Below are 15,813 nucleotides of genomic sequence, written 5' to 3' on the forward strand. Positions count from 1 at the left end.
GCGAGTGCCGACGCCCGTAGGCGAAGTACACGACGACGCCGATCACGAGCCACACGGCGAACCGAGCCCAGGTGAGGGTGGTCAGGTTGAACATCAACCAGACGCAGAGCACCGCCGACAGGATCGGCAGCACGGGCGACAGTGGCACGCGGAACGCCCGCGGCAGGTCGGGACGCGTGCGCCGCAGCACGATGACGCCGACGCTGACCAGCACGAAGGCCGACAGCGTGCCGATGTTGATCATCTCTTCCAGGACGCCGACGTCGGTGAAGCCTGCGATCAGGGCGACGACGACGCCGGCGATGACCTGGACGCGCACGGGCGTCTTGCGGACGGCCGAGGTCTTCGCGAGCCAGCGGGGCAGCAGGCCGTCGCGGGCCATCGAGAAGACGATGCGGGCGAGGCCGAGCAGCAGCACCATGATGACCGTCGTCAGGCCGATGAGGGCTCCGATGGCGATGACCTGAGCGGCCCAGCCGACGCCGACCAGGTCGAAGGCCGTGGCCAGGGTCGGGGCCTCGACGGCGGCGAGGTCGCGGTACGACACCATGCCGGTGAGCACGATGGAGACCATCACGTAGAGCACGGTGACGATGGCGAGGCCCAGGAAGATGCCGCGGGGCATGGTCTTCTGCGGGTTCTTGACCTCTTCGGCGCTGGTCGCGACGACGTCGAACCCGATGAAGGCGAAGAAGACCAGCGAGGCGCCGGCGAGCAGGCCGAAGACGCCGTACTGCGCGGGCTCGGCGCCCGAGACGAACGAGAAGAGGGACTGCGTCCAGACGTCGCCCTCGCCGGCCGGGCGGGGCTGCGACGCGGGCACGAACGGCGTGTAGTTCGACGCCTTGACGAAGAAGAAGCCGACCACGATGACGAACAGCACGATCGCGACCTTGACGACGGTGAAGACGCTGCCGACGCGCGAGCTGAGCTGCGTGCCCAGGACGAGCAGCACGGTGAAGAACGCGACGATGACGAACGGCGCCCAGCTCAGTTCGAGCGGCCCGATCGACAGGGTGTCGGGCACGTCCAGGCCGAATCCGGAGAACACGGTGCTGAGGTAGATGCCCCAGTACTTGGCCAGCACGGCCGCGCCGGTGAGGGTCTCGAGGATGAGGTCCCACCCGATGATCCAGGCCAGGAACTCGCCGAGGGTGGCGTAGGTGAAGGTGTACGCGCTGCCCGCGACGGGGATGGTCGAGGCGAACTCGGCGTAACACATGATCGCGAGGCCGCAGGTGACGGCGGCGAGGAGGAACGACAACGTGACGCCCGGGCCCGCGAAGTTCGCGGCGGCGTTGGCGCCCACCGAGAAGATGCCGGCCCCGACCGCGACGGCGATGCCCATGAGGGTCAGGTCGGTGACGCCGAGCGAGCGCTTCAGCCCGTTCTCGGGCCCCGTCGAGTCGGCGAGCGACGACTCGACCGACTTCGTGCGCCACAGGGTGCTGAGCCCCCGGGCCTTGGGGACGGTGCTCATGCTGCCTCCTGGGGTGGTGCGGGCGAGTGGTGCGGGCGGGTGGTGCCGGCGGTCGGTGTGGCCCCGTCTCGGGGGACGACGCGCCAGCATACCGGCGGACCGGCCGCGTCTCGTAGCATGGCGGGCGAGAGGGGCATCGTGGACGGACGACCGTGGCAGCCGATGCGTCCCGAGCGCCCGGCGGCAGCCTGGGAGGCGCGGGCCGGCTCCACGGCGACGCCCGCCTCCGCGGCCGATCACCCCGACGAGCCCGCAGCCGACGCCGGTGCTCGCGACGGGTACGACGGGGCGGAGCCGACCGGAGGAGGGAGGCGCGCGCAGCCGCCACCGCTGCAGGCGCTCGGACGCCGAACGGGTCGTGCGCTGCGCCGGGTCTGGACCCGCGCCTCCCGGGCTCGCCGCCTGGGGCTGACGGTCGGCGCCGTCGCCGTGGTGACCGCGCTCGTCGCCGGTGCGGGCCTCGCGATGCAGCCGCGGTACGACGAGCCGGTGCGGCCCGCGATGCTGGTCGACGACCTGCGGTCCGAGCCCACGGCGACCGTCTGGCAGACCGACCTGGCGGGTGCGGCCACCCCGGGGATGCCCTCGGGCTGCGCCTACTACGCGTTCGCGGGGATGGTCGGCGACGATGCGCTCGTCTCCGCCCAGTCGGCCGAGCAGTCCGACCGCTGCGGCGGTGCCGGGGGACGCCTGGCCCGGGTCGACGGCGACACCGGCGACGTGGTGTGGAGCGCGAACGTGGCCACGGCCCTCGGTCGGGCGGTGCGGTCGGTCTCGGTGACGCCGGACGACGACGGACGCGTGGCCACCCTGGTCGTCGAGGGCGACACGGGCTCGACCCTGGCCCGGATGGACCTGCGGACGGGCGAGGTGACCAACTGGTCCGCGTCCGTCGAGTCGACCGACGACGACCTGGTGACTCGCATCGAGGAGGTCTCCACGACGACCGTCCTGGTCTCGCACCAGCCCCGGTCGCGGTTCGGGCCCGACGGCTCGGGGCCGACCACCGACGAGGACGACGTGACGCGGTTCGAGCTCAGAGACCTCGACGATCCCGACACCGTCACGTGGCAGGGCGACGAACCGTCGCAGGCCACCGTGAGGCTCGTCGACGACGAGTTCTACCTGCTGACGACGGCCGGCGAGGGGTCACGGGTGATCGACGCCGCCACCGGCGACGAGCACCGCCTGCCGGTCGACGACGACGCGTACGGCTGGCCCGAGGCGGCCGGCGACCACGTGGTGGTGACGCTCGCCGCGCCCACCGGGCAGCAGCTCGTCGCCTTCTCGCAGGACCGGCCGGGCACCGTGGACTGGACGGCCGACCTGTCGGGCGACGCCTCGCTGATCGTGTCGGACCGGTGCGTCGCCGTCACGTCCACGGTCGCTGTCGGCGACCCGGTGGTCGCGGGGCCGAGGGGCTCGGACGAGGCGGGCGACACCGCCGAGGCGGACGAACCCGTGGGTCGGGCCTCGGTCACCTGCCTGTCGCCCTCGACGGGCCGGACCGTGTGGTCGACGACGATCCCCGTCTCCAGGGGTCAGACGGTGCAGTCGGGGTGGAACCCCTCGCCGAGCTCCGCCTTCGACGAGGTGCAGGTCACCGTCTCACCGTCCAGCGGTTTCGGTGACGAGACGTCGACCGTGACGACGTTCGACGCGGACGACGGGCGCGTGGTCTTCGAGGCGACCCTGCCGGGGTACTCGGCACCGTTGGCCCAGGGGCGCACGACCGTCTACCAGCAGACCTTCGGGGTCGACGGGCGGTTGGCCGTCGTCGCCCTCGACCGCTCCAGCCACCGAGAGCTCTGGCGGACGTCCGGCGACGACGTGCTGACCTACCAGTTCTGGGGGCGGCACCTGGTCGTCGTGACCCAGGACGGCGTCGTCCGCCGCCTCGGCGACGGCACGGCGGTCGCCGCCGGCGGGTGACGCGGCTCAGCACCGCCGGCCGGCCAGCACCCCCAGACGGCACAGCGCCACGAGATGGGCACTGCGCCAGGACAAAACCTGGCGCTGTGCCCAACTTCTGGCGTGGTGGAAGGGGCGGCGTGCTCGGGCGATGTGCACCCGGGAGAATCGTCCCGGGACCATCCCTTCGGAGGAGGTCGCGACGCGTCGCGTTCGTCCCGACGGCCATCGTCCGCCGCCGACCGGCCAGACCCCACCCCGAACCCTTGTCGCCCGGTGTCGGCGCTCCTAGCGTCGGCCGTGGTCGCGAGGTGACGGACCCCGTCACCCCGACCGACCGACCTGACGAACGACCGAGGAGAGCGACATGAACGACACGAACGACACGAACGACGTCCGGGCCACCACCGCGACGATCCGGGGCCTCGGCGCCGATCCCGCCGGCACCCCCCGCCGCACGACCGGTTCCGCCTTCCGACGCGTGACGGTGACCGCCGCGGTCGCCTGCGCCCTGGCGGGCTCGATCGCCGGGCTCGGGGCACTCGGCGCCCTCGCGGCCCCGGGCAGTTCCCCCGCCGCCCAGGCGGCGGCGGAGCCCACGACGGCGACCGTGCCGAAGATCACGTACACCGCGGCCGACCTAGCCGCCTTCGCTGCCTCGCCCTACGCCGACGACGCCCTCAACCTCGCGGTCGTCTGGGGAGTGGACCAGACCACGGCGATGGGCAAGGCCGGAGCCGCGCTCACGGCCGGCACGGCACTGCCCTTCGCAGCGGGCGCGGCCGCGACGGCGGCCTACACCGACGAGCAGCGCGAGGCCGCCTTCTTCGCCGCGGGCACCGACACGACGTTCCAGGACGACTTCACCCAGGCCCTCGGGCTCGCCGTCGCCTGGGGCAACGACGACGTCGCGACGGCCAAGGCGAAGGTCGGCGGCCTGCTGCTCGCCCACGAGCAGGTGCCCGCCGCGCCCACCTCGTACACCGACGACCAGGACGCCCGGGCCTTCACCCTCGTCGGCTACGGCGACGCCGAGGCGGCCCAGCTGGCGGGCCTGTGGCAGAGCGACACCCGGTCGGCCGTGGTGCGCGCCGGCGCCGCCCTGCTGGCCGGGGACGACCTGCCCCTCTGAGCCCGCCCCGCCCGACGGACGACCCGACCGGGCCGCCCGATCGGGCCGCCGGACCGGGCGGTGGCGCCGCCGCCCGGTCCGCACGACCCGCAGCACCCGCACCGCACCCGCCCTCGACCCGGAAGCCCCATGACGACCCTCCACTCCCGCATCGGCTTCGAGATCGAACTGTTGGCCCCGCCTGGGTCGAGCCGGCGCACCCTCGCCGACCGTCTCGCGAGCGACCTCGACGGCCACGTCACGCGCATCTTCCACACCGACTCCGAGCCGTCGCTCGTACCGGGCATGGGCCACTTCTGGCACCTGACGCCGGGCTACGTGGTCCGGGACGCCCTGGGTGGCCCGGTCGCCGAGCTCGTCGACGACGTCACGATCGTCGACGACCTCCGTCGTCACCACGAGGAGGCGCGGGTCGGGCCCTCGACGGACGCGCGCCCCGCCGACGCGGTCCCGGCCGACGCGGTCCCGGCCGACGACCGGTCGTACCGGGTGCTCTCCGACGACCTGCGCCTCCTGCGCCTCGTGGCCCGGCACTCGTCCCCCGACACGCCCTTCGACCGCGCCCTCGACGACGTGGCCGCGGTCTTCGGCAGCACGGTCGAGTCGATCGGCGCCGTGCGTCGCCTGCGCGACGGCGCGGGCTCGAGCATCGCCCTGGCCTCGGCGCTGGCGGCCGGACGCGAGCGACCGTGCGAGATCGTCACGCCGCCGCTCGTCGCCGACCACGAGGCCGCCCTCGAGCGCCTCCTCGGGCCGGCCCGCGAGCTCGGCTTCACGGTGCCCGTCGAGGCGGCCGTGCACCTGCACCTCGACGGTGCCCCGTTCCGATCCGTCGCCGCCTTCGCCAACCTGGTGCGCCTCTTCTCGTGGTGGCACCTGCCCCTGCGGGCCGTGCTGGGGACGAACCCCGCGTGCACACGCCTGGCGCCGCTGCCGTCCGCCCTGGTCGAGCTCGTCGCCCGCGCGGACCGGCCGGGCTCGGCGACGACCCTCGACTGGTCGCAGCTGCAGACGGCCGCCGCGGGCACCGGGCTGACGAAGTACGCCGACGTCAACCTGACCGCCCTGGCGACCGACCGGCCCGTGCGGGACACCGTCGAGGTCCGCATCCTGCCGGGCACCCTCGACGCCGCGGACCTCACCCGCCGCGCGGGCCTGGTCGAGCGACTGCTGGCCCGCTGCCTCGAGGCGGAGCCCGTGCCCCGCCCGACGAGCACCGACGCGCGCGAGGCCGCAGCCGAGCTGCTCGACCTCGCCCGAGCATCCGACCCCGCCGGATTGGTCCTTTCGGCCGAGGCCACGGCACGGGGTCGGCGTTAGCGTGGACGCCGTGCAGACGAACGGGACCGCGACGACCGGCGCCCTCGCGACCGGTGCGCCGGCGCCCGCCCCGGGCTCCGGCCGGCGCATCTGGCCGTCGGCGCGCACGACCGGGTGGGGGCGCACCCGACTGGTCGTGCTGGCGCTGGTCGGGGCCGCCTACTTCGGCGGGCTCGCCCTCGCCCTGCGACTCGAGTGGTACCCGCAGGCGCTCCCCGGGTACCTCTACCTCGGCGTCGTGGCGCTGGTCGCGTGCGCGACCCTCGACCGGTGGCCCGTCGAGACGCTGGCCGTCGTCACCGGTTTCACGGCCTTCACGACCCTCGCGCCCCTCCCCCCGGCGCTGTACGGCCTGTACCTCGGGCCGCCCGTGGCGCTCCTGCCGCTCGCGGTCGTGGTCTTCCTGACCATCTCGGGTCGCGGGCCGGTGGTCGCCAGCGCGGCGACCTTCGCCACCCTCGCCGTGCTCGTCGTGCTGCCCTGGCGCGACGTCGCCGCGGCCGGTGTGCAGGGCGTGCCCCTGTCGCAGGTGCTGCTGTCGGACGTGGGGCAGGACCGCTCGGTCGTGCTCGGTCGACTCATGGCGTGCGGCCTCGTCGTGGTGGTCGCCCTCCTGCTCCGGCGGCAGCGCCGGGCCACGACCGAGCTCGCGAGGACGAACCGTGAGCTGCTCGTGCTGCGGGCGGGCGAGGTCGCCCGCATCGCCGAGCACGAACGCACCCGCATCGCCCGGGACGTCCACGACGAGGTCGGCCACCACGTCGCCGCCCTGGTCATCCGGGCGCAGGCCGCCCTGCGGGTCGCCGACGAGCATCCCGAGCAACTGGCCCCGGCCATGAGGGACATCGCCGCGGGCGGGCAGGACGTCCTGGGACGCATCCGCGGGGTGCTGCGGGTGCTCCGGGCGGCACCAGGAGGCGACACCGGGTCGACGTCGGTCGTCGACGAACTGGCGCAGATGACCGGCCGCCTGACGTCACTCGGCTACGAGGTCGACTGCGCGGTGCACCTCGACGGCGACGACCTGCCGACCGAGCGTCGCGCCGCGGTCCTCGCCGTGGTGCGCGAGGGACTGACGAACGCGATGCTTCACTCGTCGGCGCACCGGGTGCACGTCACGGTCGACGACACGTCCGGCACGACGGTCGTCACGGTGACCGACCCGGGCCCCGCCCGCGAACGATTCCCCGACGTGCCCCGAGGCGGAGCCGGCCTCCCGTCCCTGCGCGATCGGGTCGGTGCGCTCGGCGGCTCGCTGGCCGCGGGGCCGGGCCCCGAGGGGGCCGGTTGGCAGGTCCGGGCCGAGCTGCCGGCGTCGGCACCGACACCGGCAGCGCCGGCCGCGACGGCTTCCGCGTCGGCACCGGCTTCAGCGCCGGCGGGGGCTTCCGCGTCGACGGCAGGGCGGGCGGCATGACGCTGCGCGTGCTGGTGGTCGACGACCAGGCGATCGCCCGGGCCGGGCTCGCGACGATGCTCGACGCCGAACCGGACGTCGACGTCGTCGGGCAGAGCGCCGACGGTGAGGACGCCGTCACCGACGCCCTCGCCCTGCGACCCGACGTCGTCGTGATGGACATCCGCATGCCCCGGCTCGACGGCATCTCGGCCACGCGACGCATCGTGCCGGCGATCGGCTGCGCCGTGGTCCTCATCACGACCTTCGACGACGACGAGCACCTGTTCGACGGCATCGCGGCCGGTGCCTCGGGCTTCCTGCTGAAGGACTCCGGGCCCGACCTCATCGCCGCCGCGGTGCGGTCGGCGGCCCGCGGCGACTCGCTGATCGACCCGGCCATGACGCGGGCGCTCATCGAGCAGCGCGTGACCCCGGCCCCCGCGTCGCCGGACGCCGTGCGCCACCGGGCGGCCCTCGACTCGTTGAGCGACCGCGAGCGGGACGTGCTCGACGCCGTCGCACGCGGCCTCAGCAACGTCGACATCGCCCGAGAGCTCTTCGTCAGCACGGCCACTGTGAAGAGCCACATCTCGAGCCTGCTGGCCAAGACCGACAGCCGCACCCGCGTGCAGGCGGCCGTCTTCGCGTTCCGCTCGGGCTTCGCCCGCCCCGAGGGCGGCTGAACCGCTCCGCTCAGAGCACCAGCTCGAACCGCTGCGTGGGCCGCTTCAGCAGCGAGTGCTCGAACGGGTCGCCCGCGGCCACCCACCCCTCGCTCTCGTAGAGCCCGACCGCGGCGCCGTTGTCGAGGAGTGCGTGCAACACGGCGCGCTGGTACCCGAGCAAGGCCAGCCTCGCGGTCGCCTCCCTCAGCAGGGCACGCCCCAGCCCTCGCGCCTGTGCCCCGGGACCGGCCGCCAGCAGGCCGAGCACCGGGGCGTCGGCCGGGTCCGCGGGCAGGCCGCTGCCCGGGCGGGTCGCGAGCACGAAGCCGTCGACCCCGTCGACCCCGTCGACGCCGTCCGCGACCAGCCACACGACGCCCGCGCCGAACTTCGTCCGGGCCCGCTCGGCGACCCCGTCGAACGCCTGCCCGTCACGTGCAGCACACGCCGCGACCCAGACGGTCAGGCACGCCTCGAGGTCGGCCGGGACGGCACACCGCAGTGCGTGCACGGCACCGTGACTAGACACGGTGGGATGCACGACACGCGGTGCGGTACCACACGGCCCGGTTCGACACGGACTACCCCCGCACCAGCAGCGGGAACACGAACACCGCGAAGAGGAAGAACGCCGCCATGACGCCGAAGACGACGTAGGTGCCGCGGCCGACGACCCGCTGGCCGGAGGCCTCTCGGCGTTGCAGCACGCGGCGACGGTAGATCACCTGGATGACCACGAGCACGACGATCGCCAGGGCGAGGATCGAGATGACGACGGCTTCGATGGCGCGGCTCCTTCGGGGGGCGGGCGAGAGGGGACGAACGACGAGAGGGCGAACGGACGGCGGCGCTCGTGCACCGGCGGGCGGGACCGGACGGCCCGCACCAGCCTAACGGCCGACCCCGGGAGCCCAGGAGGCGCGGGTCCCGACCCCGGGACCGCTCACGGCCCGCCTCCGCACCCGCCTCGTACCATGGCCGGGTGACGGACGACGCCCGACCGAGCGACCAGCCGCTCTCCCGCGCCCGCCGCAGCGGAGCCGCCGTCTGGCACCGCGCCTCCCGCCCTCGTCGGCTCGCCCTCGCGAGCGCCGCGGTCCTCGTCGCGGCGGCGCTCGTCACGACCGTCGGCCTGGTCGAGGCCCCGCGCTACTCGTCGGCCGCGCCGCTCGACGGCGTCGTCGGCGACGACCTGCGGCACGAACCCGTCCCCGAGTCGTGGACGCTCACGCCCGCCGACGTCGGCGTGCCGTCGGACCAGGGCCGGTGCCTCCTCTGGCAGGCGGAGCCCGCGGTCGGCCCCGACCGGCTCGGCGGCGACGTCCTCGTCAGCGCCGGCGGTGCCGCGGGCGACGACGGCAGGGGCACGAGCGCCGCCACGGACGTCGGCGCCGACTGCCGCTTCGACGGCGGCTTCGGCGGCACCGCCCCCACGGTCAGCCGGCTCGCCCGCGTCGACCCGGTCGACGGCACCGTCCGCTGGTGGGTCGACCTCGGCGCCGAGCTCGACGCCGGCAGCGGCTTCGTCCAGGTCTGGCCCGCCGACGACGCCGGCGACACGGCCCTCGTCTCGACGCTGGGCTTCGGCGGGGACGGGTTCGCCTCGTCGTACGCCCGCCTCGACCTCGGGACCGGCGAGTTGACCGACGTGACCACCTCGCCGAACGGGCGCGCGCGCCTGACCGACGCCACCGCCTCCTGGGCCCTCGTCTCGAGCGACCCGCAGTTCTCGTACCAGGACTCCCGCGTCTACTACGACTCCGAGCCCGGCACGGGCGAGTTCTCGCTCTACGCCGCCGCCGACCTCGTCACCCCCGTGTGGACGGGCGAGACCACCGGCAGCCAGGACGAGGCCCTGACCCCCGACGGCCTGCTCGTGCTCGACGGCGGGACCATCACCGCGGTCGACGGGCGCACCGGCGAGACGCACGACTGGGGCCCCGACCTGCCGACCGCCACGACCCTCGTCGTCGACGGCGACCTCGTCGTGGTGGGCCTCGACCCGGCGATCCCCACCTCGACCGACGACACGGACGGCACGGTGGTGGCGCTCTCGCTCGACGGGCGCGAACTCTGGCGGCACGGCTTCCGCCAGGACCGCGGGGTGCAGGCGACCGGCGACTGCGTCGTCTTCTCGACCACGCCCGGGGTGGTCTGCGTCGACCGCCGCACGGGCGCCGAGCTCTGGACGGCCCCGCCCCGCGACCGCCGCCACGGGCTCGCCCGGGTGACCACCGACCCGGCCGGCGACCGGGGGTCGCTCGTGTTCGCCCAGACCTTCGAACCAGGAGGCTCGGCGGCGGTCTCCGGCGACCTCTCGTCGGACGAGGCGGCCGAGCGCACCGTCCGCCTGCTCGACGCGGCGTCGGGCCGCGAGGTGGCCCGGGCGGTGGTGCCGGGCGAGTCCCAGATCGCGCTGGTCGGCCGCACGACCGGCTACGCCACGACCGCCTCGAGCGGTCGCACCTCGACGGTCACCGCCTTCGACCTGTCCGACGGACGCCGCCTCTGGCAGCTCGACGCCGAGCGCGACCAGCTCGGCTTCTGGGGCGGCGCGCTCGTCGCGAACCACCCCGACGGCAGCGTGCAGCGCCTCGTCGACCCGGTGCGCGTCGTCGGCTGACGACCCGCGCCTCCCGTGCTCGGCCCTACCGCGCCCCGGCGCTCATGACGTACGCCATCGCGTAGGCCCGCGAGTTGCCGTCGTCGATGCCCGTCTCGGGCAGGGCGGCGAGCGCCCTCAGGGCCGCCGCGGCCTGGTCGGGTCCCTGCAGCGCCGAGTACATCAGCACGTAGTCGCCCAGGGGCGCGTCGAAGCCGGACGGGCTCGCCTCCGCGACGACGGAGGCGATCTGCTCGGCCCCGCCCGCGGCCGACGACGTCAGGTACGACACCGAGGACGGGCTGAGCGGGATCAGCTGGATGCCGGCGATCGCCGACGGCTCGGCCGAGAACCAGGTGCCGTAGTCGCGCTTGCCGCCCCAGGTCAGCGACACGATCTCGTGGTCGTAGCCGGCGGACGTCGGGCCGGTCAGGTCGGGGTTCAGCCAGTAGGCCAACGCCGACGAGGCCTCGGCGCTGAGCATCCAGGACGCCTCGTCGCCCAGCGCGTCGTCACCCGTGGCCGCGGCCCAGAGCGACAGGCCGGCGTAGGCGGTGACCGCCTCGGACGACGACTCCTGGTTGTTGCCGTCGGCGAACGGCGAGTAGCCCGAGGCCCAGCTGTGCGACCAGTAGGGGTCGAAGGCACGCCGGTCGGGGAACGACCCGTTGTCGGACCCCGAGGCGATGTCGGCCGCGAGCAGGTCCATCACGGGGCTCCACCGCCCGGCCAGCTCGGGGTCGTCGGCCGCGACCACGCCCGCGGCGTAGAGGAAGTAGCCGTAGTGGAAGTAGTGGTCGTTGAACTCGTCCGAGCCGAACGAGGCCACCTTGCCGACGACGCCCTTGACCGCGGGGTCGTAGACGAAGCACTCCTGGTCGCGCGTCTCGCAGCCCGAGGGGTCGGTCCACGTGTCGAGTCGGTCGACGATCGAGGTGCGGAGGGTCTCGGCCGACGCGTCGTCGCCCAGCTGCCGGGCGAGCTGCATCAGCATGGCCGACCGGTAGAGCGCCTTGCCGCCGAAGTAGGTGTCCGCCGCGGGGGCCTCCGTGGCCGCGACGTCGGCCTCGACCTGGTCCTCGAGCTGCGTCCTCTGGTCGTCGCTCAACCCCGAGAGGTCGAGCTCGGTCGAGGCCGTGGTGACCGGTGCGTCGAACGCCAGCGTCGAGCCGATCGACAACGGGACGGTGCCGTAGATCGTGTCGTACCCCAGCCCGGTGCCGCCACCCGTCGCCGCGTCGCCCATGTGCGGGGCCGACACGAGCAGGGTGTCGCCCCCGGCCGCCGTCTCGTAGCCGAGCTCGGTGGTCGACACCGCCGACGACCCGGACCCGGAGGCGCGGTGCGCGGTGGTCACCGATGCGAGCGGCGAGGCGGCCGCGTCGAGCACCGTCCCCACCTGCGCGTCGGTGGCCCCGTCGGGCAGTGGCACGAGGACGACCGAGCCGCCCGCGTCGAGCTGGACCTCCGTGCCGTCGAGGCTGCCGCCCGTGACGGCCACACCCCACGTCGTGCTGCCGACCGTGAGCGTGCCGCGGCCCTCGCCGACGGCCGTCACGGCCGTGCCGAGGGTGTCGGTCTGCGCGGTCGCGGCCGTGTACGAGACGAGCGGCGAGCCCTCGGCGACGGTCGTGTGACCGAGCACCGTGTCGCCGTCGAGGTGCGCGATCGTCACCGACACGTCGTCGTAGGCGCTGATCTCGGTCGTCGGGGCCCCGACGTCGAGGGTGACGTCGGGCAGGGCGGGCGACACGATCGCCTTCTCGGAGGCCACGGGCACCGGCAGCCCCGTCGCGAAGCCGGCCGCCGTCAGCTGGAACGAGATCGGGAACGGGAACACGGGCGTCGGCTCGTCGCCGAACACGAGCCCCGAGAACCAGGTGTTGGTCGGCGGGACGAGCCCGTCGGCGAGGCGCATGGTCGGCACGGTGCCGACCGACTCGTGGGGCAGGGCGGCCACGAGGGGGTCGACCTGCGAGGCGGGGAACACGTCCCCTCCGGCGTCGGGCCGTCCCGTGGTGTCGCCGTCCGTGCCCGAGCCGCCGGTGCACCCGGCCAGCACGAGCACGCCGGCCGTGCCGAGGGCGACGCCCGCGACCACGCGGCGGAGGGTCAGGAGGCGCGGGTCGCGTCGGGTACCGCCCCGCGCCTCCCGGGGGTGACGAGCCGGCCCGGAACCGATCGGTGATCCCGAACGATCCCGTCGGCCGGACCGACCCGTCGTCTTTCTCCGTGCGCCGGGGATCGTCAGACCCCGATCTGGCGCAGGAAGTCCTGCATGGTGTCCACGGGCCCCGCGAGGATGCCGTCGTCGCGGAGGTGCATGGTCGCCTCGACCGGCGTGCCGCTCGCGACGAGGCCGTTGTAGGCCCCCTCGCTCAGCTGGTCGCTGACCACGCGGACGGTGGCCGCGGCCGCGCCGTCCTTGGTCTGCACGCTGACCAGGTCGACGCTGCCCTCGACGACCTGCTGGTTGGGCAGCATGACGTCGACGGTCGCGCCGTCCTGGATGCGCTCGTAGTCGCGGGGCGTGAGCGTGAAGTCCGCGTCCACGAACAGCGTGCCGGCCTTCTCGATCGTCGCGACGGACGTGCCCGAGCCGAGGAACCCGCCCTCACGGACGTCGAGCTGCGACAGCGTGCCGTCGACGGTGGCCATGAAGGTGATGGTGCCGTCGTCGTCCACCGTGTAGGCGTCCGTGTCGGGGACGACGACGTCGTCCGCGAGGTCCTTCTGCAGCGAGGGGCTCTGCAGCGAGAAGAGCACGTCACCCTTCTTCACCCGGTCGCCGACCTCGGCGTCGGTCGAGGTGACCGTGCCGCTGTAGTCGGTGCCGACGGAGAAGTCCTGGCTCGCGATGGCGGCGCTGGTGCTGATGACCTGGGCCTGCCGCTGCGTGAAGACGACGGTGAAGACGGCCACGAGGGCGAGCACCACCAGGATGCCGACGGTCATCTTGATCCTGTTGCCCCAGGTCATGAGACCACCTTCTCTCGGTCGTTCGTGTCGTGTCGGTCGGGTCCGGTCACCGGTCCCGCGTGCGGTGTGTGCGATGCCTCGTCGCCGTGCTGCGCCTCGTGGGCGTGCTGGTCGTCGGCGACGGCCAGTCGGGCCTCGAGCAGGTGACGGCGCTCGTCGTCGCGCCGACGCTGCTCGAGTCGCTGCTCGGCCGACAGCTCGAGGAACTCGTCGTGGCTGCGGGGCAGCGGGCGGGCGACCTGGGTGCGGAGGGTCTGCACGGCCACGGGGCCGGTGGTGACGGGACCGGCGACGGTGGTGCGGGCACTCGAGCCCGAGCGGGCCGCCCGCTTGATCGCCCCGGCCTCACGCAGGGCCGCCAGCAGGAACGCCGAGAGCACGGCGGTGTTGATCAGGTTCCAGACCGTGGCGAGCGTGAGCACCCGGTTGTCCCAGTCGCGCCAGATCGCCACGAGGGACGTGAGCGACAGGAAGAGCCAGAACAGGACCTGGGGGACGAGCACGTTGAACGGACTCGACGCCTTGCCTCCGCCGGTCACGTGCCAGGCGGTGTCCTTGCCGCTCAGCACGTTCCACAACGCCTTGACGTAGATCGGGAACGACACCGACGCGAGCATCAGCACCTCCCAGCGGAACGACCCGAGGGTGAAGAACGCCAGCGCGATCTGCAGCAGGTAGAAGCCCGAGTAGAAGAGCAGCCACTGCAGCACCGAGATGTGCAGGTTCATCGGCCTCAGGTCGAAGAAGATCTCCATCGGCGGCACCATGATCAGCAGCAACGGGGCGATGCCCGTCAGGTAGTGGGTCGCCGTCAGCGTGTACTGGAAGCGCTGGTCCATCGTCAGGGTGCGACGGGGGCTCAGCGGGTTGTGCCGGAAGAGGATCTCGAAGCCACCGGTCGCCCAGCGCAGCTGCTGCTTGCTGTAGGCCTCGATGGTCTCCGGGGCGTCGCCGATCGCCAGCGTCATCGGGATGTAGATCGACCGCCACCCGGCCTCGTGCAGGAACAGGCTCGTCCAGACGTCCTCGGACTTCGAGTCGGTGTCGATGCCGCCGACCTCGTCGATCGCCGCACGGCGGAAGATGACGTTGGTGCCGACGCAGAACGCGGCGTTGAACCGGTTGCGGCCGGGCTGGATGTACCGGTAGAAGACGGCCTGCATGTAGCCGGCGCCGCGGCTGACGATGCTCACGAGGTTGCCGTACGACTGCGGAGTCTGGACGAAGGCGACCTTCTCGTCGATGAAGAACGGCACGGTCTCGTGCAGGAACATCGGCTTGGGCACGAAGTCCGCGTCGAAGATGGCGAAGTAGTCGCCCTTGGCCACCGACAAGGCGTGGTTGACGTTGCCCGCCTTGGCGCCGTTGCTGGTCAACCGGCGGATGTAGCGGGCGCCGAGCGTCGCGGCGAGGTCCTTGACCTCGTCGCTGCGACCGTCGTCCAGCACCCAGGTGCGGTGCGCACCCTGCATCGCGACAGCGGCCTGGACGGTCATCGCGATCTTCGAGAGCTCCTCGCCGTAGACCGTCACGAAGACGTCGACGACGACGGTCTTCCCGTCGACGACGATCGGCCACAGGTGCGGCTGGTCGCGGACGCCGAGCCGGTCGATGGCGTCCTCGTCGTAGAGCGTGTCCTGCGTCGAGTGGAAGTCGAAGTCGCGGGGGTTCTGGCCCCCCGAGAGGATCGTCCACATCGCGAGCAGCGCCTGCAGGACCAGGACGGCCTCGGCGATGATGACGGCGACGTAGGGCAGCAGGTCGCCCCGGTTCGCGGGGTTCAGCAGGAACTGCCCGTACAGCAGGATGCCCATGGTGCAGGCGAGCACGAGCAGCACCATGAAGGGCGAGTGGGCACGCCCCTCGGTGCGCGAGACGACCGACGCGTGGTGGTCGCTCGTGATCCGCGTCGAGGGGCGTGCACGCGACCCCCGCACCTCGTCGGTCTGTGCCTGGCGCCTCAGTTCGCTCCGCGAGCGAGGTGCCAGGTCGAGGGTGGGGCCGGTGTCGGGTGCGGCGGTGTCGGGTCGGTTTTCGGCGTCGCTGTCGCGGACGCGCATGGTTCGGGACATGCGTGTTCTCTCCGGGTTCGGGTCTGAGAGACGACCGGACGCCGACGGCGGTGGGGAACCGCCGTCGGACGTCCGGAGGGGCGTCGGCGACAGCGGCGACTCGAGGTGACGCGCCGGGGTGGGCGGCGGTCGGGTGGGAGCCGGGGCTCCCGTTTCGGGTCCGTCGACTGCGAACGGTTCGGGCCGTTCGATCGACGGGCTCGTCTCCGGTGTGGGCCTTTCGGGGGACCGTTCCGGGGACGTGTCGAAACAG

12 protein-coding genes are annotated in these 15,813 nt (G+C 73.4%); 6 read left to right on the forward strand and 6 right to left on the reverse strand.

Features of this window, described 5'->3' with window-relative positions; translation table 11 throughout:
* On the reverse strand, positions 1 to 1,480 hold a 1,480-nt coding region (locus tag SZ60_RS13565), incomplete at its 3' end, for an APC family permease (protein ID WP_043596751.1).
* Between the two features lie 138 nt (positions 1,481 to 1,618).
* On the opposite strand from SZ60_RS13565, the gene SZ60_RS13570 reads away from it, so the two are divergent.
* The 5 genes from SZ60_RS13570 to SZ60_RS13590 all read left to right on the forward strand — a co-directional run bounded on the left by SZ60_RS13570 (position 1,619) and on the right by SZ60_RS13590 (position 7,925).
* Positions 1,619 to 3,412: a PQQ-binding-like beta-propeller repeat protein gene (locus SZ60_RS13570; protein WP_156155612.1), complete on the forward strand. Its 1,794-nt coding sequence runs from the start codon at positions 1,619 to 1,621 to the stop codon at positions 3,410 to 3,412.
* Positions 3,413 to 3,758: 346 nt separating this feature from the next.
* A complete protein-coding gene (locus SZ60_RS13575) occupies positions 3,759 to 4,523 on the forward strand; it encodes a hypothetical protein (RefSeq protein ID WP_043596754.1) in 765 nt (254 codons plus the stop codon).
* A 129-nt stretch (positions 4,524 to 4,652) separates the two neighbouring features.
* Positions 4,653 to 5,843 carry an amidoligase family protein gene (locus SZ60_RS13580; protein ID WP_043596756.1) on the forward strand — a complete coding sequence of 397 codons (1,191 nt, stop codon included), beginning with the start codon at positions 4,653 to 4,655 and terminating at the stop codon, positions 5,841 to 5,843.
* 10 nt (positions 5,844 to 5,853) lie between these two features.
* Positions 5,854 to 7,260: a sensor histidine kinase gene (locus SZ60_RS16645; RefSeq protein WP_156155613.1), complete on the forward strand. Its 1,407-nt coding sequence runs from the start codon at positions 5,854 to 5,856 to the stop codon at positions 7,258 to 7,260.
* On the forward strand, positions 7,257 to 7,925 hold the full coding sequence (locus SZ60_RS13590; protein ID WP_043596764.1) for a response regulator transcription factor: 669 nt from the start codon (positions 7,257 to 7,259) through the stop codon (positions 7,923 to 7,925). Before SZ60_RS16645 ends, SZ60_RS13590 begins: the two co-directional genes overlap by 4 nt.
* A gap of 10 nt (positions 7,926 to 7,935) precedes the next feature.
* Here SZ60_RS13590 and SZ60_RS16650 read toward each other — a convergent pair whose 3' ends face one another.
* Positions 7,936 to 8,418, reverse strand: coding sequence for an N-acetyltransferase (locus SZ60_RS16650; RefSeq protein WP_052505410.1), 483 nt, complete (start codon positions 8,416 to 8,418; stop codon positions 7,936 to 7,938).
* Between the two features lie 70 nt (positions 8,419 to 8,488).
* A complete protein-coding gene (locus SZ60_RS17300; RefSeq protein ID WP_156155614.1) occupies positions 8,489 to 8,644 on the reverse strand; it encodes a hypothetical protein in 156 nt (51 codons plus the stop codon).
* A gap of 245 nt (positions 8,645 to 8,889) precedes the next feature.
* Here SZ60_RS17300 and SZ60_RS13600 point away from each other — a divergent pair, with 245 nt between their 5' ends.
* Positions 8,890 to 10,530, forward strand: a complete 1,641-nt coding sequence (locus SZ60_RS13600; protein ID WP_043596758.1) for a PQQ-binding-like beta-propeller repeat protein — start codon at positions 8,890 to 8,892, stop codon at positions 10,528 to 10,530.
* Between the two features lie 25 nt (positions 10,531 to 10,555).
* On the opposite strand, the gene SZ60_RS13605 is transcribed toward SZ60_RS13600, so the two are convergent.
* The 3 genes from SZ60_RS13605 to SZ60_RS13615 form a co-directional block, all read right to left on the reverse strand.
* Complete coding sequence (locus SZ60_RS13605) at positions 10,556 to 12,610, reverse strand: glycosyl hydrolase (RefSeq protein ID WP_052505411.1); 2,055 nt, start codon at positions 12,608 to 12,610, stop codon at positions 10,556 to 10,558.
* A gap of 146 nt (positions 12,611 to 12,756) precedes the next feature.
* The gene (locus tag SZ60_RS13610; protein ID WP_043596761.1) at positions 12,757 to 13,488 is read right to left on the reverse strand and encodes an efflux RND transporter periplasmic adaptor subunit; all 732 of its coding nucleotides are present in this window, start codon (positions 13,486 to 13,488) and stop codon (positions 12,757 to 12,759) included.
* Entirely contained in the window at positions 13,485 to 15,560 is a 2,076-nt protein-coding gene (locus SZ60_RS13615) for a glycosyltransferase (protein ID WP_052505412.1), read from the reverse strand. Before SZ60_RS13615 ends, SZ60_RS13610 begins: the two co-directional genes overlap by 4 nt.
* Between the last annotated feature and the right edge of the window lie 253 nt (positions 15,561 to 15,813).

This window comes from Frigoribacterium sp. MEB024 (genome assembly GCF_000878135.1).
Classification (GTDB): domain Bacteria; phylum Actinomycetota; class Actinomycetes; order Actinomycetales; family Microbacteriaceae; genus Frigoribacterium.

Excerpts from the sequence above, each read along its gene's own strand:
- SZ60_RS13590 (WP_043596764.1), top strand. The coding sequence starts at position 7,257 with ATGACGCTGCGCGTGCTGGTGGTCGACGACCAGGCGATCGCCCGGGCC.
- SZ60_RS13580 (WP_043596756.1), top strand. The coding sequence starts at position 4,653 with ATGACGACCCTCCACTCCCGCATCGGCTTCGAGATCGAACTGTTGGCC.
- SZ60_RS13610 (WP_043596761.1), bottom strand. The coding sequence starts at position 13,488 with ATGACCTGGGGCAACAGGATCAAGATGACCGTCGGCATCCTGGTGGTG.
- SZ60_RS13575 (WP_043596754.1), top strand. The coding sequence starts at position 3,759 with ATGAACGACACGAACGACACGAACGACGTCCGGGCCACCACCGCGACG.
- SZ60_RS13615 (WP_052505412.1), bottom strand. The coding sequence starts at position 15,560 with ATGTCCCGAACCATGCGCGTCCGCGACAGCGACGCCGAAAACCGACCC.